This is a genomic window from Sphingomonas sp. SP6 (genome assembly GCF_058313435.1).
Genome location: NZ_JBZFLG010000004.1, coordinates 415,050 through 435,769, shown reverse-complemented (window position 1 = coordinate 435,769; position 20,720 = coordinate 415,050). Strand labels below are relative to the sequence as shown.

25 protein-coding genes are annotated in these 20,720 nt (G+C 67.4%); 7 read left to right on the top strand and 18 right to left on the bottom strand.

From position 1 onward, the window contains the following. Positions 1–155: 155 nt before the first annotated feature. The 5 genes from AC4GYY_RS15600 to AC4GYY_RS15580 form a co-directional block, all read right to left on the bottom strand. Positions 156–2,990, bottom strand: coding sequence for a type ISP restriction/modification enzyme (locus tag AC4GYY_RS15600; protein WP_491121852.1), 2,835 nt, complete (start codon positions 2,988–2,990; stop codon positions 156–158). Positions 2,991–3,279: 289 nt separating this feature from the next. Beyond that, positions 3,280–3,720, bottom strand: coding sequence for a type II toxin-antitoxin system VapC family toxin (locus AC4GYY_RS15595; protein WP_491121850.1), 441 nt, complete (start codon positions 3,718–3,720; stop codon positions 3,280–3,282). After that, a complete protein-coding gene (locus AC4GYY_RS15590; RefSeq protein ID WP_491121848.1) occupies positions 3,720–3,971 on the bottom strand; it encodes a type II toxin-antitoxin system Phd/YefM family antitoxin in 252 nt (83 codons plus the stop codon). The genes AC4GYY_RS15595 and AC4GYY_RS15590 overlap by 1 nt, the downstream gene beginning before the upstream one ends. Positions 3,972–4,036: 65 nt before the next feature. Continuing rightward, positions 4,037–5,965, bottom strand: a complete 1,929-nt coding sequence (gene uvrC, locus AC4GYY_RS15585; protein WP_491121846.1) for an excinuclease ABC subunit UvrC — start codon at positions 5,963–5,965, stop codon at positions 4,037–4,039. A 53-nt stretch (positions 5,966–6,018) separates the two neighbouring features. Next, positions 6,019–6,444 (bottom strand): organic hydroperoxide resistance protein, encoded by a 426-nt coding sequence (locus AC4GYY_RS15580; RefSeq protein WP_491121845.1) that lies wholly within the window; start codon positions 6,442–6,444, stop codon positions 6,019–6,021. An 89-nt stretch (positions 6,445–6,533) separates the two neighbouring features. On the opposite strand from AC4GYY_RS15580, the gene AC4GYY_RS15575 reads away from it, so the two are divergent. Beyond that, entirely contained in the window at positions 6,534–6,977 is a 444-nt protein-coding gene (locus AC4GYY_RS15575; RefSeq protein WP_491121844.1) for a MarR family winged helix-turn-helix transcriptional regulator, read from the top strand. On the opposite strand, the gene AC4GYY_RS15570 is transcribed toward AC4GYY_RS15575, so the two are convergent. After that, a complete protein-coding gene (locus tag AC4GYY_RS15570; protein WP_491121842.1) occupies positions 6,974–7,369 on the bottom strand; it encodes a hypothetical protein in 396 nt (131 codons plus the stop codon). The two genes, AC4GYY_RS15575 and AC4GYY_RS15570, sit on opposite strands and share 4 nt — an antisense overlap. 123 nt (positions 7,370–7,492) lie before the next feature. Between AC4GYY_RS15570 and AC4GYY_RS15565 the strand changes: the two genes are divergently transcribed. Next, a complete protein-coding gene (locus AC4GYY_RS15565; RefSeq protein ID WP_491121840.1) occupies positions 7,493–8,245 on the top strand; it encodes a class I SAM-dependent methyltransferase in 753 nt (250 codons plus the stop codon). 35 nt (positions 8,246–8,280) lie between these two features. Here the strand turns inward: AC4GYY_RS15565 and mddA are convergent, their stop codons facing one another. The 6 genes from mddA to AC4GYY_RS15535 form a co-directional block, all read right to left on the bottom strand. Further along, complete coding sequence (mddA, locus tag AC4GYY_RS15560) at positions 8,281–9,012, bottom strand: methanethiol S-methyltransferase (protein ID WP_491121838.1); 732 nt, start codon at positions 9,010–9,012, stop codon at positions 8,281–8,283. Positions 9,013–9,112: 100 nt separating this feature from the next. Then, on the bottom strand, positions 9,113–9,724 hold the full coding sequence (locus tag AC4GYY_RS15555) for a F0F1 ATP synthase subunit B family protein (protein WP_491121836.1): 612 nt from the start codon (positions 9,722–9,724) through the stop codon (positions 9,113–9,115). Beyond that, on the bottom strand, positions 9,717–10,211 hold the full coding sequence (locus tag AC4GYY_RS15550) for a F0F1 ATP synthase subunit B (RefSeq protein WP_491121834.1): 495 nt from the start codon (positions 10,209–10,211) through the stop codon (positions 9,717–9,719). The genes AC4GYY_RS15555 and AC4GYY_RS15550 overlap by 8 nt, the downstream gene beginning before the upstream one ends. 59 nt (positions 10,212–10,270) lie before the next feature. Beyond that, entirely contained in the window at positions 10,271–10,498 is a 228-nt protein-coding gene (locus AC4GYY_RS15545; protein ID WP_491121832.1) for a F0F1 ATP synthase subunit C, read from the bottom strand. A gap of 40 nt (positions 10,499–10,538) precedes the next feature. Next, positions 10,539–11,321, bottom strand: a complete 783-nt coding sequence (locus tag AC4GYY_RS15540; RefSeq protein ID WP_491121831.1) for a F0F1 ATP synthase subunit A — start codon at positions 11,319–11,321, stop codon at positions 10,539–10,541. A 29-nt stretch (positions 11,322–11,350) separates the two neighbouring features. Next, on the bottom strand, positions 11,351–11,668 hold the full coding sequence (locus AC4GYY_RS15535) for an AtpZ/AtpI family protein (RefSeq protein WP_491121829.1): 318 nt from the start codon (positions 11,666–11,668) through the stop codon (positions 11,351–11,353). Positions 11,669–11,805: 137 nt separating this feature from the next. On the opposite strand from AC4GYY_RS15535, the gene radC reads away from it, so the two are divergent. After that, positions 11,806–12,489, top strand: coding sequence for a RadC family protein (gene radC / locus AC4GYY_RS15530; RefSeq protein ID WP_491121827.1), 684 nt, complete (start codon positions 11,806–11,808; stop codon positions 12,487–12,489). Between the two features lie 57 nt (positions 12,490–12,546). On the opposite strand, the gene AC4GYY_RS15525 is transcribed toward radC, so the two are convergent. Beyond that, positions 12,547–12,780, bottom strand: a complete 234-nt coding sequence (locus AC4GYY_RS15525) for an EF-hand domain-containing protein (RefSeq protein WP_491121825.1) — start codon at positions 12,778–12,780, stop codon at positions 12,547–12,549. A 58-nt stretch (positions 12,781–12,838) separates the two neighbouring features. Between AC4GYY_RS15525 and AC4GYY_RS15520 the strand changes: the two genes are divergently transcribed. Beyond that, entirely contained in the window at positions 12,839–13,297 is a 459-nt protein-coding gene (locus tag AC4GYY_RS15520; RefSeq protein ID WP_491121824.1) for a hypothetical protein, read from the top strand. Between the two features lie 100 nt (positions 13,298–13,397). Then, the gene (purB, locus tag AC4GYY_RS15515; protein WP_491122025.1) at positions 13,398–14,708 is read left to right on the top strand and encodes an adenylosuccinate lyase; all 1,311 of its coding nucleotides are present in this window, start codon (positions 13,398–13,400) and stop codon (positions 14,706–14,708) included. Positions 14,709–14,859: 151 nt separating this feature from the next. Here purB and AC4GYY_RS15510 read toward each other — a convergent pair whose 3' ends face one another. From AC4GYY_RS15510 to dnaK, 3 genes are all read right to left on the bottom strand, one after another. Next, positions 14,860–15,111 (bottom strand): hypothetical protein, encoded by a 252-nt coding sequence (locus tag AC4GYY_RS15510; protein ID WP_491121823.1) that lies wholly within the window; start codon positions 15,109–15,111, stop codon positions 14,860–14,862. Positions 15,112–15,262: 151 nt separating this feature from the next. Further along, positions 15,263–16,378, bottom strand: coding sequence for a molecular chaperone DnaJ (gene dnaJ / locus AC4GYY_RS15505; RefSeq protein ID WP_491121821.1), 1,116 nt, complete (start codon positions 16,376–16,378; stop codon positions 15,263–15,265). A gap of 141 nt (positions 16,379–16,519) precedes the next feature. Further along, the gene (gene dnaK / locus AC4GYY_RS15500) at positions 16,520–18,427 is read right to left on the bottom strand and encodes a molecular chaperone DnaK (RefSeq protein WP_491121819.1); all 1,908 of its coding nucleotides are present in this window, start codon (positions 18,425–18,427) and stop codon (positions 16,520–16,522) included. 162 nt (positions 18,428–18,589) lie between these two features. Between dnaK and AC4GYY_RS15495 the strand changes: the two genes are divergently transcribed. Then, positions 18,590–19,048, top strand: coding sequence for a copper chaperone PCu(A)C (locus AC4GYY_RS15495; protein WP_491121818.1), 459 nt, complete (start codon positions 18,590–18,592; stop codon positions 19,046–19,048). Between the two features lie 32 nt (positions 19,049–19,080). Continuing rightward, the gene (locus AC4GYY_RS15490; protein WP_491121817.1) at positions 19,081–19,530 is read left to right on the top strand and encodes a vgr related protein; all 450 of its coding nucleotides are present in this window, start codon (positions 19,081–19,083) and stop codon (positions 19,528–19,530) included. Here AC4GYY_RS15490 and AC4GYY_RS15485 read toward each other — a convergent pair. Then, positions 19,503–20,066, bottom strand: coding sequence for a hypothetical protein (locus tag AC4GYY_RS15485; protein ID WP_491121815.1), 564 nt, complete (start codon positions 20,064–20,066; stop codon positions 19,503–19,505). The two genes, AC4GYY_RS15490 and AC4GYY_RS15485, sit on opposite strands and share 28 nt — an antisense overlap. A 36-nt stretch (positions 20,067–20,102) precedes the next feature. Beyond that, positions 20,103–20,690, bottom strand: coding sequence for a GAF domain-containing protein (locus AC4GYY_RS15480; protein ID WP_491121813.1), 588 nt, complete (start codon positions 20,688–20,690; stop codon positions 20,103–20,105). Between the last annotated feature and the right edge of the window lie 30 nt (positions 20,691–20,720).

The window sequence follows — 20,720 nt, the reverse complement described above, 5'->3', positions numbered from 1 at the left end:
GAACGCGACGGGTTCGCGCCGGGAACGCGACACCGGCGCGACTGGAACGCGACCCGTACTCGACCGGGACGCGCCGGGAGAGCCGAGGGGGATATGACGATGCGAAGGAGCGAGCCGGGAGGGTGACGCAGATGGTTCAACAGAGCAATCGCGGGTCAGCCGCCTCGGTCGAGCGCCGCCATCGCATCGGTGATCGCGAGCGTCTCGAGGCTGACGCGGACCACCTTGGCGAGCAACGTGATCATCGCCTCCTTGTGATCGGCGAAGCGATAGGTGTCGAACTTCGCGGCGACGGTCGGGTCCTTGATCCTCTTCTCCTTGTGCTGATCGAGCACCCAGTCGATCGCGGAGCGATTGCCGAGGCGGTAGCGCCAGGCGTCGGCGGGGATGCCGGTGAGGCGGGTCGCGGTGTCGACCAAGACCGTGCCGTCCTCCGGCACCGACTTCAGCTTGGGAGACGGCGCGCGGCCTTTCGCGTCGGGCGTGTCGACGCGGTCGAGCGCGAACGGCTTCGCCTTCTCATAGTCGATGTGGAGCTTGAGCAAAGTCCGCCCCCAATCACGCCACCTGGCGAAATCGGGGTTGAGCGGCACGCGCGGGAACTCGCGGCGGAGATCGTCGGCGTGGACGCGGCGGTACACCGGATCGTGGAGCGCGGCGTAGCAATAGGCGAAGATGTCGTCCTTGGTGATCGCCGGATCGGCATAGTGCGCGCGGAAGCGGGCGAGCGCCCAGTCGGTGATGTTGTCGACGCGGTCGCCGGACTTGGTGTAGCGGTAGCGGGTTACCCCTCGCGTGTTGCCATTTCCGGTTTTCGTTAGACCTTTGTCAAAGGGCTTATTGACGGCTAGTGTACAGAAGTAGTCCGCTGCCATGCCATCTACTGTAATGGCTTGATTGGGAATTTTACCCTTGAACATAAATGGAATGCGGTATGGCCGGGCGACCAGATGACTCTCCAGATACAACCACTTTCTCGTAAATGCACGATACATCCCAGAGGTTTCATGAGATGAGTCATAGACGATTCGCGTTCCATTTGCTAAGTGTCGTTCTAGTTCGGTATCCCACTTTATTAAGGTATTATTCGTCGAACCGACGTCCCTCCGAGCCTTTTCGTAGGAGTTTATTAGCCGCTTAGTCTTTTGCGTAAGCGAGGCACGATTGTCTGCCCACATCCAATCGTCGCGCTGTGTTTTAACACCGTTCGATGACAACCTAAAGATTGCTGCAACAGCGCTGCTTGCCACATCGCCAGGACCAACCGTGGGGTCAGATAAGGGAAGATAGCTGCCCCAATCTGCGTGCTCGGCTGAGAGCCAGTATCCGTTTCCATCAGTTTGGACAATTCTGAAATCAGTACCATCCAGTTCTTGGCTCCCTAGCGTCGCAAGCTTCTCCGCCTGAGATAGATTTGCGGAGAGATGAGCATAGCGCAGGGTGTGCTTACGCTTCATCGCTTTACGCTTTACCCAGAAGCTAATCGCTACGCCAACCTTTATGCCGAAAACATTCGCGCCTCCAGCAACGCCGCTCGAACGCAGATTACCTCCGAGATCGACAATCCATCCCTCTTCAAACTCACTTTCCACAGCCTGACGAAAACCGTCGAACGCTACTGAATCTATGAAGCTGCGGTTAGTGACGAAGGCGATCACCCCGTCGTCGCGCAGCCGGTCCGACGCCCAGCGCCAGAAGCGGACGTACATGTCGGAAAGCGAATTAGTGTTCTGCGCCCGCGACAGCCGACGATAGGTCTGGCCGATGCGGTCGTCGACGCGCTTGTACGGGCGGTTGGGGTTGCGCGCGTTATAGTCGGACTGCCAGGCGTTGTACGGCGGGTTGCCGATGATGACGCTGATCTTGGCAGCGTTCTGGCGCCTGACCCGCTCCAGGTTCTCGTCAGCGATGCCGCCGAACATGTCGCCCTGATGCCCCTTGTAGACGCCGAGACCCGCAGTGTTGTCGAGCGTGTCGACGAAGACGAGTCCGGGGAACTCGGCATACTGGCCGTCGATCGCCGCGAAGGTCGCCTCGATGTTTAAATTGGCGACGTAGTACGGGAGGATCGCGACCTCGTTGGCGTGCATCTCGCGCGTATATTTGGCGCGCAGCCGCTCGCGGCCGGCACCCTGCATGTGCTCGATCAGTTCGACGATGAAGGTGCCGGTGCCGGTCGCCGGATCGAGGATCTCGACGCCCTCGTCCGCCAGCGTCCTACCGAAATGCCTCTCGGTCAGCCATTCCGCGCCGCGGACCATGAAGCGGACGATCTCGCCGGGGGTGTAGACCACGCCCAGCCGGTCGGCGGCGGCGGGGTTATAGACCTTGTAGAAATCCTCGTAGAGCTTCTTGAGGAACGTCTGCTTCTCGCGCCGGTCGGCCAGCCCGGTCGCGGCGTGGCGGATCGCGCCGTAATAGGGGCTGAGTACCTGTCTGGTCGCGTGATGAAGTGCGCCGGTGAAGAACTTCGCCTCCAGCTCGCCCAGCCGCCGCGCGACGTTGTTCTCTCGGTGATATTGCGCGTTGTCGAAAACGGACGCGAAGATCTCTTCGGTGAGGATGTGCTGGATCAGCATCTCGCGCACGTCGTCGTCGGTGACGGCCGGGTTGATCGCCTGCTTGGCATGGGCGAGGAAATCGGCGCGGGCGCGGGCGAAGTCGGACGAGCGCGCCTCCGCCTCGCCGATCGCGTGGCGCAGCGCATCGAGCACCTGCGGCAGGTTCTCGCGGAACTTGGCCGAGGCGGTGCGGAACTCGGTCAGCTCGGGGCGTTCGTATGCGTAGAAGGCGTCGAGCAGGCGGAGCAGCCCGGCGTCGTCGTCGCGCATGTCGACGCGCAGCACCTCCTTGCCGTCCTGGCGGAGCACCGCGGTGCGCGTGTCCTCGTAGATGATGTTGTCGTCGGGATAGCCGCGCGCGAGCTTGGCGGCGATCTCGCGGTCGAGGTCGTCCTTCTCGTCCTTCGCCTCCCAATAGCCGAAGGGCACGCGCAGGATCGACGGGATCAGCGCGCCGTCAACGCGGATCAGGTTGCCGCGCGGCCCCCTGCCCTCCCACTGGGGCGAGAAGATCAGGTCGCGCGAACGGCCGGTGCGTTCGAGCAGGTCGGCGAAGGCCTTGCTGACGACGCCTTCGTTGAGGTTGCCGGTGACGCGGTGCTGCTCGGCGAGCGTGCGGCGATAGGCGGCGACGTGCTGACGGCTGATAGCGGCTCTCCCCGTTCGGCTTTTTGGCGGGCGACCGCATAGGGGGCAAGAGTTCTGTCCGTTTCGCGCCCTACTCCGGCAATTGGCGCGGCCGCCATGTCCAAGGGTCCAGCACCCGCGCGCCCGTCGCCGCGAAGTCGGCGACGTTGCGGGTGACGACGATCAGGCCGTGGACCAGCGCGGTGGCGGCGATCCAGGCGTCGCGCTCGCTGACCGGATCGGGGACGTGGAGCGCGGCGCAGGCGGCGGCGACTGCGGCGTCCATCGCCAGCACGCGATCGGCGAACCCGGGCTTGATGACGCCGTCGAGCCAGCGCCGCAGCCGCTCGCCCTGCGCGGCGTCGCGGCGCTCGATCCGGACGACGCCGAGTTCGAGTTCGAAGAGCGACATCGCCGACAGGTAGCTCACCGCCGGATCGGTCGCCGCGAGCCAGGCGACGATCGCCGGGGCGGCGCGGCCACCGGCGACCTTGCGACTTTCCGACACGACATTGGTGTCGAGCAGGAACATCAGTCGAGATCGACGGCGCGAGCGGCGGGGCGTGCGCGCGGCGGATCGAAGTCGAAGTCCTGATCGTGGCCGGGCGTCAGCAGATCGAGCAGCGACGCGCCGCGCCCCGTCAGCCGCTCATACTCCGCCATCGCCATGACCACGAGCGAGGAGTGGCCCCGATCGGTGATGAAGACCGGACCGGCGAGCGCCGCCCGCTTGATGCTGGCGGGATCGCGGTTGAACTCGCGACTGGTGAAGGTGGCGGGCATTGCGTACGCTCATTGTCTGTACGTACAGACATGTATGATGCGCCTGTCTCGGGGGCAAGTCGCGCTCACCGCGCGTGGTAAAAGTCGTACACCTGTTGCGCGACCGTCGCTGACACCCCCGGCGCCTTCTGCAAATCCGCCAGGCTCGCGTTGCGCACCGCGCGCGCGGTGCCGAAGTGCATCAGCAGCGCCTTCTTGCGCGCCGGGCCGATGCCGGGGACCTCGTCGAGCGGCGAGGCGCCGATCGCCTTGGCGCGCTTCTCGCGGTGCGCGCCGATGACGAAGCGGTGGACCTCGTCGCGCAGGCGCTGGATGTAGAACAGGAGCGGCGAGTTGACGGGGAGCATCCGCTCGCGGCCGTCGAGCATGTGGAACACCTCGCGTCCCTCGCGGCCGTGATGCGGGCCCTTGGCGACGCCGACGAGGCAGACGTCCTCGATCCCGAGGTCCTCGAGCGTCGCCTTGGCGGCATCGAGCTGCGGGCGGCCGCCGTCGATCAGGACGAGATCGGGCCACATCCCGCTGTCGCGATCCGGGTTCTCCTCGAGCTGGCGCGCGAAGCGGCGGCGGAAAACCTCGCGCATCATGCCGACGTCGCTGTCGGTCTTCGCCTCGTTCCCCTTGATGTTCCACTTGCGGTACTGGCCCTTGCGGAAGCCCTCCGGCCCCGCGACCACCATCGCGCCGACCGCGTTGGTCCCCTGGATGTGGCTGTTGTCGTAGACCTCGATCCGATCGGGCGGCTCGGCGAGGTCGAACAGCTCGGCGAGCTCGCGGTTGAGCTTGGCCTGGGTCGTGCTCTCGGCGAGGCGGCGTTCGAGCGACTCCTTCGCGTTGCGCTCGGCCTGCTCCATCAGCCGGCGGCGGGTGCCGCGCTGCGGGGTGGCGATGGCGACGCGGTGGCCGGCGCGCTCGGACAAAGCCTCCTCGAGCAAGGGCTGTTCGGAAAGCGTGCGGTCGAGCAGGATCTGGCGCGGCGGCGGCACCTCCTCGTAGAATTGGGTCATGAACTGGAGGAGCACCTCGTCCTCGGCGACATCGGCGGTGTGCGCGGGGAAGAAGCTGCGGTGCCCCCAATTCTGCCCGCCGCGGATGAAGAACGCCTCGATCCCGATCAGCCCCTGATGGCTGGCGAGCGCGAAGATGTCGGCGTCGCCCACCCCTTCGGCGTTGATGAACTGCGAGCCCTGGATGAAGGTCAGCGCCTTGAGCCGGTCGCGGATCACCGCCGCCTGTTCGAAGTCCATGTTTTCCGACGCCGCCTGCATCTGCGCGCCGAGCTTCGCCTGGACGTCGGTGGTCTTGCCCGAGAGGAAGCGGCGCGCGTCGTCGACCAGCTCGCGGTAGCCGGCGTCGTCGATCCGCCCGACGCATGGGGCCGAGCAGCGCTTGATCTGGTGGAGCAGGCACGGTCGGTCGCGCGTCTTGAAGAAGCCGTCGGTGCAGGAGCGGAGCAGGAACAGCTTCTGGAGCGCGTTCAAGGTGTTGTTGACGCTGCCGGCGCTGGCGAACGGGCCGTAGTAATCGCCCTTGGCCCGGCGCGCGCCACGGTGCTTCTGGATCCGAGGGAAAGCGTGGTCGGCGTTCAGCAGGATGAAGGGGAAGCTCTTATCGTCGCGCAGCAGGACGTTGTACGGCGGGCGGTAGCGCTTGATCAATTGCGCTTCGAGCAGCAGCGCCTCGGCCTCGTTGTTGGTCGTGACGATCGTCATCGACCGAGTCTGGGAGACCATGCGCTTGAGGCGGGTCGAGAGCTGCGGAACCTGCGTGTAGTTGGTGACGCGGCTCTTCAGCGCGCGCGCCTTGCCGACGTAGAGCACGTCGCCGCGCGCGTCGTGCATCCGGTACACGCCGGGCTGGAGCGGGAGGGTGCGGACGACGTTGCGGATCGCGGCGACCCCGGCCTCGATATCGGTGCCGCCGCCCTCGTCGCCGCGGACGGTGTAGGTCGCCTTTTCCTCGTTGAACCGGTCGGGGGGGCCGTAACTCGACATATCGGCGACTTAGGGGCGCGCGGACTCGGCGACAACCGCGCACCCCGTTCGCGTCACGCCACAGTCAGGCCGACGTCGACATTGCCCCGGGTCGCGTTCGAATAGGGGCACACCTGGTGCGCCGCCTCGACCAGTTTCTGCGCGTCTGCCTTGTCGAGGCCGGGCAGCGTCACGGTGAGATCGGCGGTGATCCCGAACCCGCCTTCCGAGCGCGGACCGATGCCCACGTTCGCCCGGACGGTCGCATCCGCAGGGACCTTGAGACCGAGCGAGGGCGACACCGCCTTCATCGCGCCGATGAAGCAGGCGGCGTAACCCGCGGCGAACAGCTGCTCGGGATTCGCCCCCTCGCCGCCCGCGCCGCCGAGCTCCTTGGGCGTGGACAGCTTGAGATCGAGCCCGCCGTCGTCGACCTTGGCGGTCCCCTCGCGGCCCCCGGTGGCGGTAGCGGACGTGTGATAGAGGGCGGTGACGGCCATGATCTGATCCTTATACGACGAGAGTGTTTATCGTCGTACCTACATAGACGCGCTTGCGCCGGACGTCCAGAGGCATATTTATCGTCGTAATGAAAACCGTTCCCTCCACTCCGCTCCCGCTCGACCAGCAGCTCTGCTACGCGCTCTATTCGGCCTCGATGGCGGTGACGCGGACGTACAAGCCGATCCTGGACGGGCTTGGGCTCACCTATCCGCAGTATCTGGTGCTGCTGACGCTGTGGGACGCGGATGGGCTGGGCGTCGGCGCGATCGCCGAGCGGCTGGCGCTCGAGCCGAGCACGGTCACGCCCCTCGTCAAACGGCTCGAGGCCGCAGGCTTCGTCAAGCGGGACCGCGACACCGCGGACGAGCGACGGGTCCACGTCCGCCTGACCGACGCCGGACGGGACCTGCGCGAACGCTGCACCTGCGTCGGCGAGACGCTGGTCGCGCGGGCGGGGCTGCCGCTCGCCGAGCTGGCGGCGCTGCACGCGGGCGCGACGAAGCTGCGCGACGCGCTGACCGTGGATTAACCGATCTTCGCGAGGTCCTTGCCGACCTTCTCGAGCAGGTCGGGGCTGAGCCGCCCGCCCGACAACGGGGCGAGCTTGCGAAGCGACAGCGGCTTGAACTTGTCGAGGTTCTTGTCGCTCGACAGCCCGGGCATGTCCTTGTCCAGCACCGCCTTCGCCCGATCGTCGGTCAGCAGCTTCGCAATCGGCGTGTCGAGCGTGAAACGGCCGGCCTTGCCGTCGGCGACGGGCTCGGCAGGAGACGGCGGCGACGCGACCTCGTCGGTCGCCGGCAGGTCGAGGGAGAAGCGATCGGCCGCTTCCTTCGGCGCGGGCGGCTTCTTCGCAGGGGCGGCGAGCACCGGCGGCGCGACGAGGGCAAGCCCGGCGGCGATCACGACTGCGTTCCTCATCGATCCCACTCCTGTCATCGCGAGCGCGATAGCCCCGATCGCGCGGGCGCGCAAAGGATGCACGGTTGCGCGGGCGCAACGATCGGAGGATAATCGACGCACCCTAGACAGGAGAGACTCGCCGTGACCCCTCGGTTCCTCTCGGCCGCCGCACTCGCGCTGGTCGCCCCGCTCGCGCAGGCGGCGTCCGCCCCCTCCGCCGCCGTCACCGCCGCGCTCGCCGATCCCGCCCGTCCGGCCGAGGACCGCGCGCGCGACGCCGCGCGCCACCCGGCGGAGCTGCTCGCCTTCGCCGGCGTCAAGCCGGGGATGAAGGTGGCGGACTTCATCATGGGCGGCGGCTATTGGACCCGCATCCTGGCCAAGACGGTCGGCGGCACGGGCAAGGTCTATGCCTACCAGCCCAAGCAGTTCATCGAGTATAAGGCCGATTACGGAACGCAGCAGGATGCGGTGGCGAAGGATTATGCCAACGTGGTCCCCTCGCGCGAGTCGCTGGGCGAGGTCGCGTTCCCCGAACCGCTCGATGCGATCATGACGGTGCAGAACTGGCACGATCTGCATCTGAAGATGTCGCCGCCGGGGTTTGCCGGCGCGGTCGCCAAGCAGCTCTACGCCGCGCTCAAGCCGGGCGGCGTGCTGCTGATCGTCGACCATGTCGGGACGCCGGGGCCTGCGCCGTTCGCGGCGGCGGAGTCGCTCCACCGCGGCGATGCGGCGGCGACCCGGGCGGAGATCGAGGCGGCGGGATTCCGCTTCGCGGGCGAGAGCAAGCTCCTCGCCAGCCCGGCGGACCCGCACACCGCATTGGTGTTCGACCCCGCGATCCGGGGCAAGACCGATCAGTTCGTGTATCTGTTCCGCAAGCCGAAATAGCGGTCTTCGCGCGCCCGATCAGAGGAGAGGAGAGGTCACCCCCGCCGCAGCCGCGGCGTGAGCATCCCCACCCGCCCGCGGTACGCCTCGTAATCGGCGCCGAACAGCGCCACCAGGTCGCGCTCCTCGTGGCGGATCGCAATCAGGATATAGGCCGTCATGCCCACCGCGAACACCAGATGGCCGAGCGTCATCGAGGGCGTCGCCCAGAAGGCGAGCAGGAAGCCCGAATAGAGCGGGTGGCGGACGAAGCGGTAGAACAAGGGTTCGCGCAGCTGCGGCGGGGCGGCGACACGACCGCGCAGCTCGCGCCAGACCTGGCTGAGCCCGAACAGCTCGAAATGGTTGAGCAGCACGGTGCTGAGCAGCACGACGAACCAGCCGAGGCTGAACACGCCCCAGACCAGCGCCGCCGCGACCGGATCCGCGATGCGCCAGACGTCGCCCGCGATCGGCTGCCACAGTGCGAACAGCAGGATCAGCGCCGCGCTTGCGAACAGGACATAGGTGCTGCGCTCGATGGGCTTGGGGACCACGCGGGTCCAGACGCGCTTGAAGCCGTGGCGCGCCATGACGCTGTGCTGGAGGCCGAACACCAGGATCAGCGCGATGTCGACCGTCGCCGCGAGCGCGGGCGCCGCGGTACCGCCGCGGTCGATCGTCCGCGGCCAAAGGCTGAGATCGGCGACGAAGCCAATCAGAAAGAGGAACGTCGCGAAGAAGACGACATAGGCGACGCCCGCAAACAGGACGTAGAGATTGCGCATGGTTCATCCCCGCTCGAGCGGGGAATGTGTACGCGGTTCGCCTCCCGCGCGATTGGATGGAAGCGACGCCGAGCGGCTCGCCCTGGACGAGCAGGCGCGCCTAGTTCAGCCGACCCAGCCCCGCAATCGTGCGGTCGACCAACGCCTTGTCGGCGTCGGCCCCGTGGCGCTCGGCGAGCAGCGCCGCCGCCGCGGCGGACGCTGCCGACGCGGCGCGGGCGCGGACCTCGGCAAGCGCGGCCCGCTCGGCGGCGGCGATCTTGTCCTCGGCCATCTTGCCGCGGCGCTCGACCAGATCGGCCGCGTCCCGCCGCGCCTGGGCGACGATCGCCTCGGCCTCATGCTCGGCGTTCGTCGACATCTCGGCGGCGCTCGCCTCGGCATCGGCGATCTTGCGCGCGTATTCGTCGCGAAGCGCCTCGGCCTCGGCACGGAGCTGCCTGGCGTCGTCGAGCTGCTTCTTGATGTCGGCGATCTGGCGATCGAGCATGGCGGTCACCGCACGGACCCCGCCCTTCCAGATCACGATGCCCAGGAACACGAGCATCGCGATCGACACCCAGACGGTGCCGTTGAGTACGCCGAACAGCGCCGGATCGGCGTGGTGTCCCTCCTCCGCCGCGGCGGTGGTGAGCGCCTTGCCACCCGTCTCGGGCTGACCCTCCCGATGGATGGCACCGCCCGCTGCGGAAAGGATCACGAACTCAGCCATGGGTCATCGCCGCCTGAACGGCGCTCCGTGCTTCGTCGGGGGTGACCGACAATCCCGAGACCCGCGCGACGATGTCGCGGGCGGCTTCGGCGGCCACCGTCTCGATCTCACCCAGCGCGCGGGTGGTCGCGGCGCGGATGTCCGCCTCGCGCGCGGCGACGCGGGCCGCCTGTTCGTCCTTGGCGGCGTGGAGCGTCGCCTCGCTTGCCTTGGCGGCGCGGGCGCGGGCCTCGGTGACCAGCGCCTGCGCGCGCTCGCGATTGGCATGGTCGCGGGTGCGCCACGCCTCCTCGGCGGTGTCGGCCTCGTCGCGTGCGCGGCTCGCAGCCGACAGGTCCTTGGCGATCGCGGCATCGCGGCCGTCGATCGTCTGCTGGACCTTGGGAAGCATCCCGCGGCCGACGACGAAGAAGACGACGCCGAACGTGACCGCCAGCCAGAAGATCTGGGACAGCCAGGTCGCGGCGAGCTGGGAAATCTGGGGCATGGCGACTCCGCGCCCCCGCCCCGGCCGCGATCGACGCGGACGGGGTCGGAGGTGGGTGGTTACGCGACGAAGATCAGGATCATCGCCACGACGAACGACAGCAGGCCGAGCAGCTCGGCCGCGGCGAAGCCGATGAACAGGCGGCCCTGCTGGCCGTCGGCCGCACCCGGATTGCGCAGCGCGCCCTCGAGGAACGAGCCGAAGACGGTACCCACGCCGATCGCGGCCATGCCCGCGCCGATCGCGGCCAGACCGGCGCCCAGCAGCTTGGCGGCTTCTGCGTCCATGATAAAACTCCCTCGTGTTTCAGTCGGTTGGTTGAAGAACTTAGTGAAGGTTGACCGCATCGTTGATGTAGAGCGAGGTCAACAGCGCGAAGACATAGGCCTGGATGCCCGCGACCAGCAGCTCGAGCGCGGAGATGCCCACCATCAGCACGAACGACGGAATGCCGACGCCAAGCCCGGTGATCAGCCCGGCATTCCCTGCGTTGATCACGAAACCCGCGAGCACCTTGAGCAATACGTGCCCGGCGGTCATCGCGACGAACAGCCGCAGCCCCAGCGAGAAGGGGCGCACCATGAACGACACGAACTCGATCAGCGGGATCAGCGGCAGCAGCCAGACGGGCGTGCCGTGCGGCACGAACAGGCTGAAGAAGTGGAAGCCGTGCCGCCAGAAACCCACGATCAGCACGATCGAAAAGCTCATGATCGCCAGCACGCCGGTGATCGTGAAGTGGCTGGTGAAGGTGAACGGGTGGACCCCGAACACGCCCAGCGGCAGCAATCCCAACACGTTGGCGAACAGGATGAACATGAACAGCGAGAAGACGTAGGGGACGTAGCGCCGACCCTCCGGCCCGACGTTCGCCGCCAGCATGTTGTCGATGAAGCGGACGAAGCCCTCCACCATCACCTGCCCGCGACCGGGGATCAGCTTGCCCTTCGTGCCCATCGTCATGAACGCGATCAACGCGAGCGTCGCGAGCACCATCCAGGCCGCCGAATTGGTGAACGCGATCCGGTGCCCGCCGATCGCGAAGCCGTCCCAGATCGTCTGCACCTCGAACTGGTGCATCGGATCGATCTTGCCGCCGCCTGCCGCCACTTCGCCTCAACCCCCGTCGACGAGCCGGATCACTTCGGCCCCTGTGAAATCCGATAGATGTTCCTGAACGCGACGATGATCCCGAGGAACAGCATCACGAGCAGGCCCCAGGGCGAGGTGCCGGCGAAACGGTCGAAGACCCAGCCGATCAGCGCGCCGCCGACCATCGCACCGACGAGTTCGGCGAGCACGCGGCTGCCGAGACGATAGCTGTCGTCCCCGCTGGCCGCCCTGCCCGCTCCCGTGCGGTGCGCCTCCACCTGCTGCGCGGCGTCGAGACGCTCGTCGAGCGACCGCATCCGCGCATCCTGGCCGAGATTGTCCGGTCCGGGCCCGTTTTCCGCCACCCGCGCGCTCTCCCATCGTGTCAGGCAGGCGCAACGAGTGCCAGGTGGCGGGCCCGCCAAGGCAGGGGTCGGTTAGCCGGGGGGTGCGGGGGTGTCAACCGATTGACCGCGCGTGCTTCGAGCGGCATCCCCCCGTCATGGCGGAGGCGGAGGTCGACGACAGCAAGGGGCACCGCGAACGCCTTCGCAGCCGGCTGCTCGACGGCGGCGAGGCGCTGCTCGATTACGAGCTGCTCGAATATCTGCTCGCGCTGGTGAACCGGCGGATCGACACCAAGCCGATCGCCAAGGCGCTGATCCGCGAGTTCGGCGGGCTCGGCGCGGTGCTCGTCGCCGATCCGAAGTCGCTCCAGCGTGTGCCGGGCATGGGCGAGCAGGGCGTCGCCGCCATCAAGATCGCGCATGCCGCGGCCATCCGCATGGTGCGCGACGAGGCGGCGGCACGGCCCGTCCTCGGCAATTGGCAGGCGCTGCTCGACTATCTGCGCGCGGACATGGCGCACCTCTCGACGGAGCGGTTCCGCGTGCTCCACCTCAACACGCGCAACATGCTGATCCACGACGAGGTGATGGGCGAGGGCACGATCGACCAGGCGCCGGTCCATGTCCGCGAGGTGATCCGCCGCGCGCTCGAACTCGCGTCGGCGGCGGTGATCCTGGTCCACAATCATCCCAGTGGCGATCCGTCGCCCAGCCGCGCCGACATCGACATCACCCGCGCCGTGAGGGACGCGGGCAAACCGCTGGGGATCGCGGTCCACGATCACCTGATCGTCGGCGCGAACGGCCATGTCAGCTTGCGGGCGAAGGGACTGATCTGACGTGCAAACGGCCGCCGGATCGCTCCGGCGGCCGTTCGTCGTTCCTGTGCAGCTGTGTTACGAGGCGGACTTGCCGCCGCTGAGGAACGTGGTGAGCTCGCCCTTGCTGAGTGCGGACGACTTGTCGGTGTCGGCCTGCGCGAACGCCTTGGCGTTGTAGCCAGGCGCGGACATCGCCGCCGCGTTGCCCGGCTGCTTGGCCTTGAGCGCGTCCATCCAGGCGGAGAACTCGGTCTTGCTCAGCTGACCGTCGCCGTCCTTGTCGTAGCTGGCGAACTCCTGATCGACCACCGAACCGACCGCGGCGGCGGGCTGCGCCTGCGCGGCGTCCGTGGCAGCGGCGCCGGTCGTGGCCGTCGCGTCCGCCGTCTGCGGCTGGCTGGGATCGGCCGAAGTCGGAGCCGTTCCCGTCGTCGTGTCCGTCGTGCTCGACGTCGGTGCGGTCGTGGTGGTGGCCGACCCGTGCCGCGAACGGCTGGACCGGGTCGACGAACGGCTGGTGGTCGAGGTGCTCGGCGACATGGTCGAATCGTTCGGCGCAGTGGTCGTGGTGGACGAATCCGTCGACGTGGTCATCGTTCCGCCGGTCGTCTGGCTGCCCTGCATCGATCCCGCGCCGCCGGTCGTCGAAGTTCCGGCCGATCCGGTGGTCTGGGCCAGAGCGGGGACAGCAACCACCATCGTGGTCGCAAGAAGAATGGTCTTCAGCATCTGCCTGTCTCCTGTTTATCATCTTGGTTCAGGCGGCTCGCATCGAAGGACGCGCGCCGGTCAACTGCAATCGTATGAACCGTTGCTGACGAAGTAGGTTCCCGATCGGGCGATTTGAACCCCATGGTCCGGGCTGCTATCGGCCTGTCCCTCGTGCGGACGCGGTGAAGCGTGGCCGCTCAGCGATGAAGGAACTTATGGTACCGCGCTATTCCCGGCCCGAGATGGCGGCCATCTGGACGCCCGAAACGCGGTTCCGCATCTGGTTCGAGATCGAGGCGCATGCGACCGACGCGCTGGCCGAACTGGGCGTGGTGCCGAAATCCGCCGCGGAGGCGCTGTGGCGCTGGTGGGCGACCGATCCCGCGATCGACGTCGCCGCGATCGACGCGATCGAGGCGGTGACCAAGCACGACGTCATCGCCTTCCTCACCTGGGTCGCCGAGCAGGTCGGCGACGAAGCGCGGTTCATGCACCAGGGCATGACCTCCTCCGACGTGCTCGACACCTGCCTGTCGGTCCAATTGGCGCGCGCGTCGGACCTGCTCCTCGCCGATCTCGACGCGCTGCTGGCGGTCCTCGAGCGGCGGGCCAAGGAGCACAAGCTGACGCCGACGATCGGGCGCAGCCACGGCATCCATGCGGAGCCGGTGACCTTCGGGCTGAAGCTCGCCGAGGCGTACGCCGAGTTCGCCCGCGCCCGGACCCGACTGATCGCGGCCCGCGCGGACATCGCCACCTGCGCGATCTCGGGCGCGGTCGGCACCTTCGCCAACATCGACCCGCGGGTCGAGGAACACGTCGCCGCCAAGCTCGGGCTGACGGTCGAGCCGGTCTCGACCCAGGTGATCCCGCGCGACCGCCACGCGATGTATTTCGCGACGCTGGGCGTCATCGCCTCCTCGATCGAGCGCGTGGCGGTCGAGGTCCGCCATCTCCAGCGGACCGAGGTGCTGGAGGCGGAGGAGTTTTTCTCGCCCGGGCAGAAGGGTTCGTCGGCGATGCCGCACAAGCGCAACCCCGTGCTGACCGAGAACCTCACCGGTCTGGCGCGGATGATCCGCGGCTATGTCACCCCGGCGCTGGAGAATGTGGCGCTTTGGCACGAGCGCGACATCAGCCACTCGTCCGTCGAACGCTACATCGCCCCCGATGCGACGATCACCCTCGATTTCGCGCTGGCCAGGCTGACCGGGGTCATCGACAAGTTGCTGGTCTATCCCGCGCGGATGCAGGCGAACATGGACCGGATGGGCGGGCTGATCCACTCCCAGCGCGTGCTGCTGGCGTTGACCCAGGCGGGGGTGAGCCGGGAAGACGCCTACCGATTGGTCCAGCGCAACGCGATGAAGGTGTGGGAATCGGACGGTGCGCTGTCGCTGCTCGACCTTCTCAAGGCCGATCCCGACGTTAGCGCCGCGCTGTCGTCCGCGGAGCTGGAGGACAAGTTCGACCTCGGCTACCACCTCAAGCACGTCGACACGATCTTCGCGCGGGTGTTCGACTGACCCGGCGGATGCGCTCGGGAAGCCCAGGGCGAAGTGGAGCGCTCAAGCCACCGGCCACGCCTGTTCGACCCAGGGCCACTTGGGCCGAGGCAGGTGTGGCCGGCTTCGTGATCCGCCGTCGCGCAAACGACGCTGCGAGTTCAGGATTCACCTAAAGGGTCGTGCCCTCCGTGTTGGTACGAATATTGAGCTTCCACCGGACGCTGCCGTGATCAACCGGGTGCTGGTGGCGATTCTGCGGCGGAAACTGATCCCCCTTGTTGCAAGTCACTTCCCGCTTACAGCCGGTGCAGCGGTAGATCCCCGATACCGGCACTTCGTCCGCGGGTTCAAAGGTGTCCTTCCACCACGATTTCTCGGCACTTACGCTGGAAAGAACAGACGTCTCGATCTTGAATGACATGCAAGCCTCCGCGAGCGGGGGTAACTGGCCGACGACGGGCTCTGCCACCTATTCGCACCGATCCGGATCAAAGTCCGGCAGAAGCCCTCGGAACTGGCGGACATCTCGGCATCTTGTTAGCGCCGATCCGGAGCCGCGTCGGTGACCGGCCCTACTCCCCGGCGATCGCCTCTTTGATCTTCGCAAAAAAGCCCTTCGATTGCGGGCTCTCCTCCCCAGTCTCGGTTTCGCGGAACAGCTCCAGCAACTCGCGCTGGCGCGTCGTCAGCTTGGTCGGCGTCTCGACCTCCACCTGGATCACCAGGTCGCCGTGGCCGCGGCCCTGGAGGACGGGCATCCCCGCGCCGCGCTGGCGAAGCTGCTTGCCCGACTGGATGCCGGCGGGAATGCGGACCTCGTGGTGCGTTCCGTCGAGCCCCGGGATCGCGAGCGTCCCGCCGAGCGCGGCGGTGGTGAAGCTGATCGGCGCGCGCGCGAACAAGGTCGTCCCCTCGCGCTCGAACAGCGCGTGGCGTTTGACGTGGAGGAAGATGTACAGATCGCCCGCGGGCGCGCCGCGCGGCCCCGCCTCGCCCTCCGCCGACATCCGGATTCGCGTGCCCTCGTCGACGCCCGGCGGGATCGTGACGGAGAGCGTCTTGGTCTGCTCGACCCGCCCATCGCCGCGGCAGTCGCGGCACGGATCGTCGATCACCTGGCCCGAGCCGTTGCACACCGGGCACGCGCGCTCGACCACGAAGAAGCCCTGCTGCGCGCGCACCTTGCCGTGGCCGCCGCAGGTGTTGCAGGCGTGCGGGCGGCTGCCGGCCTTCGCGCCGGAACCGCCGCAGGTCTCGCACGCCGCGGTGACGTCGATCGTGATGTCCTGCGACTTGCCGTGATACGCCTCCTCGAGGGTCACCTCCATGTCGTAGCGCAGGTCCGCACCCCGCCGGGGCTGGCGCTGTCCCGGCCTGCCGCCCATGAACTCGCCGAAGACGCTCTCGAAGATGTCGGAGAAGCCGGAGAAGTCGGCGTTCTGCGTCTGCCCGCCACCGCCGTTTCGGAACGCGGCATGGCCGAAGCGATCGTAAGCGGCGCGCTTCTGCGGATCCTTGAGGCACTCATAGGCCTCGCCCAGCGCCTTGAACCGCTCCTCCGCCTCCTTGGAGCCGGGATTGCGGTCCGGGTGATATTTCATCGCGAGCTTGCGGTACGCCGACTTGAGCGTCCCCGCATCCGCAGTGCGCTCGCATTCGAGCAGTTCGTAGTAATCGACTTCGGTCATGCCCGTCCCCGGCGCCACAGTCCTTCGAGACGCCGCTTCGACCAGCTCAGCGGCTCCTCAGGATGAGCGGAAATAAACCACCGCTCGTCCTGAGGAGGGACTGAGCGAAGCGAAGGCCCGTCTCGAAGGGCCACGCCCGCGTTACGCCTTCTGGCTGTCGTCCACTTCGGAGAACTCGGCGTCGACCACGTCCTCCTTGGGGGCCTCGGCGGTTTCGCCCGACGCCGGAGAGGCGTCCGACTGCTGCTGCTTGTCGTAGATCGCCTGGCCCAGCTTCATCGCGACTTGGGCCAGCGCCTGCGCCTTCTCGTTCATCGCCTCGGGCTCGCCGCCCTCGACCGCGGTCTTCGCCTCGGCGACCGCCGCCTCGATCTCGGACTTGAGGCTCGCGTCGACCTTGTCGCCATGCTCCTGGAGCTGGCGCTCGGTGGTGTGGATCAGGCTTTCCGCGTTGTTCTTCGCCTCGGCCGCCGCACGCCGCTTCTTGTCCTCCTCGGCGAAGCTCTCGGCGTCGCGGACCATCTGCTCGATGTCGTTGTCGCTAAGCCCACCGCTCGCCTGGATGCGGATCTGCTGCTCCTTGCCGGTGCCCTTGTCCTTGGCGCTGACGTTGACGATGCCGTTGGCGTCGATGTCGAACGTGACCTCGATCTGCGGCACGCCGCGCGGCGCGGGCGGGATGCCGACCAGATCGAACTGGCCGAGCATCTTGTTGTCCGCCGCCATCTCGCGCTCGCCCTGGAACACGCGGATGGTGACGGCCTGCTGGTTGTCGTCCGCGGTCGAATAGGTCTGCGACTTCTTGGTCGGAATCGTCGTGTTGCGGTCGATCATGCGGGTGAAGACGCCACCCAGCGTCTCGATGCCCAGCGACAGCGGGGTCACGTCGAGCAGCAGCACGTCCTTGACGTCGCCTTGGAGCACGCCCGCCTGGATCGCCGCGCCGATCGCGACGACCTCGTCGGGGTTGACGCCGGTGTGCGGGTCCTTGCCGAAGAAGCCCTTCACGACGTCACGCACCTTGGGCATCCGGGTCATGCCGCCGACGAGGACGACCTCGCTGATGTCCGCCGCCTTGACGCCCGCATCGGCCAGCGCCTTCTTGCACGGATCGAGCGTGCGCTGGATCAGATCGTCGACCAGGCGCTCCAGGTCGGCGCGGCTGATCGCCTTGACCAGGTGCTTCGGCCCCGTCTGATCGGCGGTGATGAAGGGCAGGTTGACCTCGGTCGACGCCGCCGACGACAGCTCGATCTTCGCCTTCTCGGCGGCTTCCTTCAGCCGCTGGAGCGCCAGCTTGTCCTTGGTGAGGTCGATTCCCTCGTCCTTCTTGAAGCTGTCCGCGAGGAACTGGACGATCTTGTTGTCGAAGTCCTCGCCGCCCAGGAAGGTGTCGCCGTTGGTGGCTTTCACCTCGAACACGCCGTCACCGATCTCGAGCACCGACACGTCGAACGTGCCGCCGCCGAGATCATAGACCACGATCGTCTTGCCGTCCTGCTTCTCAAGGCCATAGGCGAGCGCCGCCGCGGTGGGCTCGTTGATGATGCGCAGCACTTCCAGACCCGCGATCTGCCCGGCGTCCTTGGTCGCCTGGCGCTGGGCGTCGTTGAAGTAGGCGGGAACGGTGATGACCGCCTGCGTCACGGTCTCGCCGAGGTACGACTCCGCGGTCTCCTTCATCTTCTGGAGCGTGAAGGCGCTGATCTGCGACGGGCTGTAATCCTTGCCGCCCGCGTTGACCCAGGCATCGCCGTTGGGGCCGCGGCTGATCTTGTACGGGACCAGCTCGGTGTCCTTCTTAGTGATCGGGTCGTCGAACCGGCGACCGATCAGCCGCTTGACCGCGAAGATCGTGTTGTCGCCGTTGGTGACCGCCTGGCGCTTCGCCGGCTGGCCGACCAGCCGCTCGCCGTCCTTGGCGAAGGCGACGATCGACGGCGTGGTGCGCGCGCCTTCCGCATTCTCGATCACCTTGGGCTTTCCGCCCTCCATCACCGCGACGCAGCTGTTGGTGGTGCCGAGGTCGATACCGATAACTTTTGCCATGAGTGCTCTTCTAGCCCCTGCCGAATATAGGTGCCGGCCGCGTCCCGTTACGGCGGCGCAACCGTGCTGACGAAGCGCGATATAGGGGGGGTTCGGCTTGTCGCAAGTCGCGGGGGCCGCTAGGCGAAATGCGACGTTTTCGGAAGAGTTGGAGGCCTGACGATGCGCACCTTTCCCCCGTTCGCCCCCATGATCGCGCCCGTCTTCGCCGCGGCGGTTCTCGCCGGCTGTTCGCAGCCGCGCGAGCTTTCCGTTACCAACGCCTGGGTACGCCTGCCCGCCGCCGCGGGGCGACCGGCGGCAGCCTATTTCATCCTTCACGGCGGGGCGACCGATGCGACGCTGATCACCGTCTCCACCGACGTGGCGATCAAGACCGAGATGCACGAGACGAAGACCGCGGACGGCACGATGACGATGGCCCCGCTCGCTGCGGTGGCGGTGCCGGCGCGCGCCAACATCCCCTTCGCCCCCGGCGGCCGGCACGTCATGCTGTTCGACGTCAATCCGGGGGTGAAGCCCGGCGGCGCGATGACGCTGACCTTCAGCTTCTCGAACGGCCTGCGGATCCAGCAGGACGCGAGCGTGATCGCCGCCGGCGACCCGGCGCCGAAGTTTTGAACGGACGTCTCCCCCGCCACGGGGAGGTTCGAGTGGAGCGCCCCCTCACCTCCGGGGAGATCGCGCTCGCCCGATCGGTCTACGGGGATGCGATCGACTACGCCCCGGTGACGGTCCGCCGCCGCAAATGGGCGTTCTTCCAGCCGCGCCATGTGGTGATGGCGCCGCTCGGCCACCTCCACTTCCACCCGGGCGGCGACCTCTACCGCGACGATTTCGCCGCCGCTCCGCTCAGCGACCAGGGGCTGTTCGTCCACGAGCTGTGTCACGTCTGGCAGCACCAGCGCGGCCTCTGCCTGCCGCTCGTCCGCCATCCCTTCTGCCGCTACGACTACGCCTTCAAACCCGGCTGGCCGCTCAAGCGCTACGGTATCGAGCAGCAGGCGGAGATCGTCCGCCACGCCTTCCTGCTCCGCGCCGGTGCGAAGGTGGCCGGCGCACCGGAGCTCGAGCGTTACGAGAGCGTGCTGCCGTTCACGTGACCATCCGGCGTGACGACGGCCGGCGCGCGCCGGATCAGCGCGAAGATGCGCAGTCCTGCGAACGTCAGCCCGCAGAAATAGATCGCCCCCACCGCCAGCGCGGCCACCACCGAGCGGAAGTCCTCGCCCGCCTGGAGCAGCGGTGCGCCGGTGACGGTCAGGAACAGCATATAGGCCGGATTGATGGCGATCGGCAGCCAGTTCATGATCTGGACGAGCAGCGCGACGCAGATCAACGCCAAGACGCCGACTCCGCCCGCCGTCCCCCAATGCAGCGCCGCATATTGCGCCAGGCCCGCGGTCGCGACACCGCATGCGGCCCCGATCACCGTCGCCGGCGCGAGCTTGAACGCGACCTTGTCCATGCTCGCCCAATACCAGGCGAACAGGAAGCCGGCATAGAGCGGCGCGAGCTTCAGCAGCGATCCGATCATTACGAAACCCGCTACCGCCAGCACCACCGCCGCCCACAGCGCCAGCCCTGCCCCGAGCGTCAGCGCGGGCGCGTCACCCGCCGCGGTCTCTTGCGTCGACATGTCCCTCTCCCACCGTTTTAATACGGTCGTTTTAGACTACGACGGAGGGGTCCGGGTGACAACCGGTGTTTGCCGTCGCGCAGGGCCGGCAACGAGCGGGGAGGCATCCGCACCGGTCCGAGTCGGGCCGGCCGCCGCCGGAACCGCGCGCGTCGGATCGCCTTGCCCTTCGACGATCGACGCGATGAGCGCCACGAACCGCTCCATGAGGGGCACCACCTCACTCGCCCGCAGCGCCCGCGCGACCGGGTCGATCGCGCACAATGTGCCGAAGAAACTGCCGTCCGAGAGCAGGATCGGCACGGAGACGTAGCTCTTGAAGCCGTAGACGACCGGGGTCGGATGGGTCCGCCACGCCTCTTCGGTCCCCGCGTCGTCGATCACCACCGTCCGGCAGGTCTGTCGGATATCGTCGCAGATCGTAGTCTTGATCTCGAGCTCTTCGCCCGGTTCGAGCCCGAACTCGATTCGGTCGAGGACCTGACAGGCGATCCACCGTTCCTCGGTCACGCGCGCCACTGCGGCGAAGCCCATCCCGGTCACCCGGCAGATCTCCTCCAGCATCGTGCGGATGCCGGGATCGTCGGCCAAGGCGATCGCCTCGGTACGGACGGGATCGGACATGGCGCGAGGATAGCCGCAAGCCGGGACGCC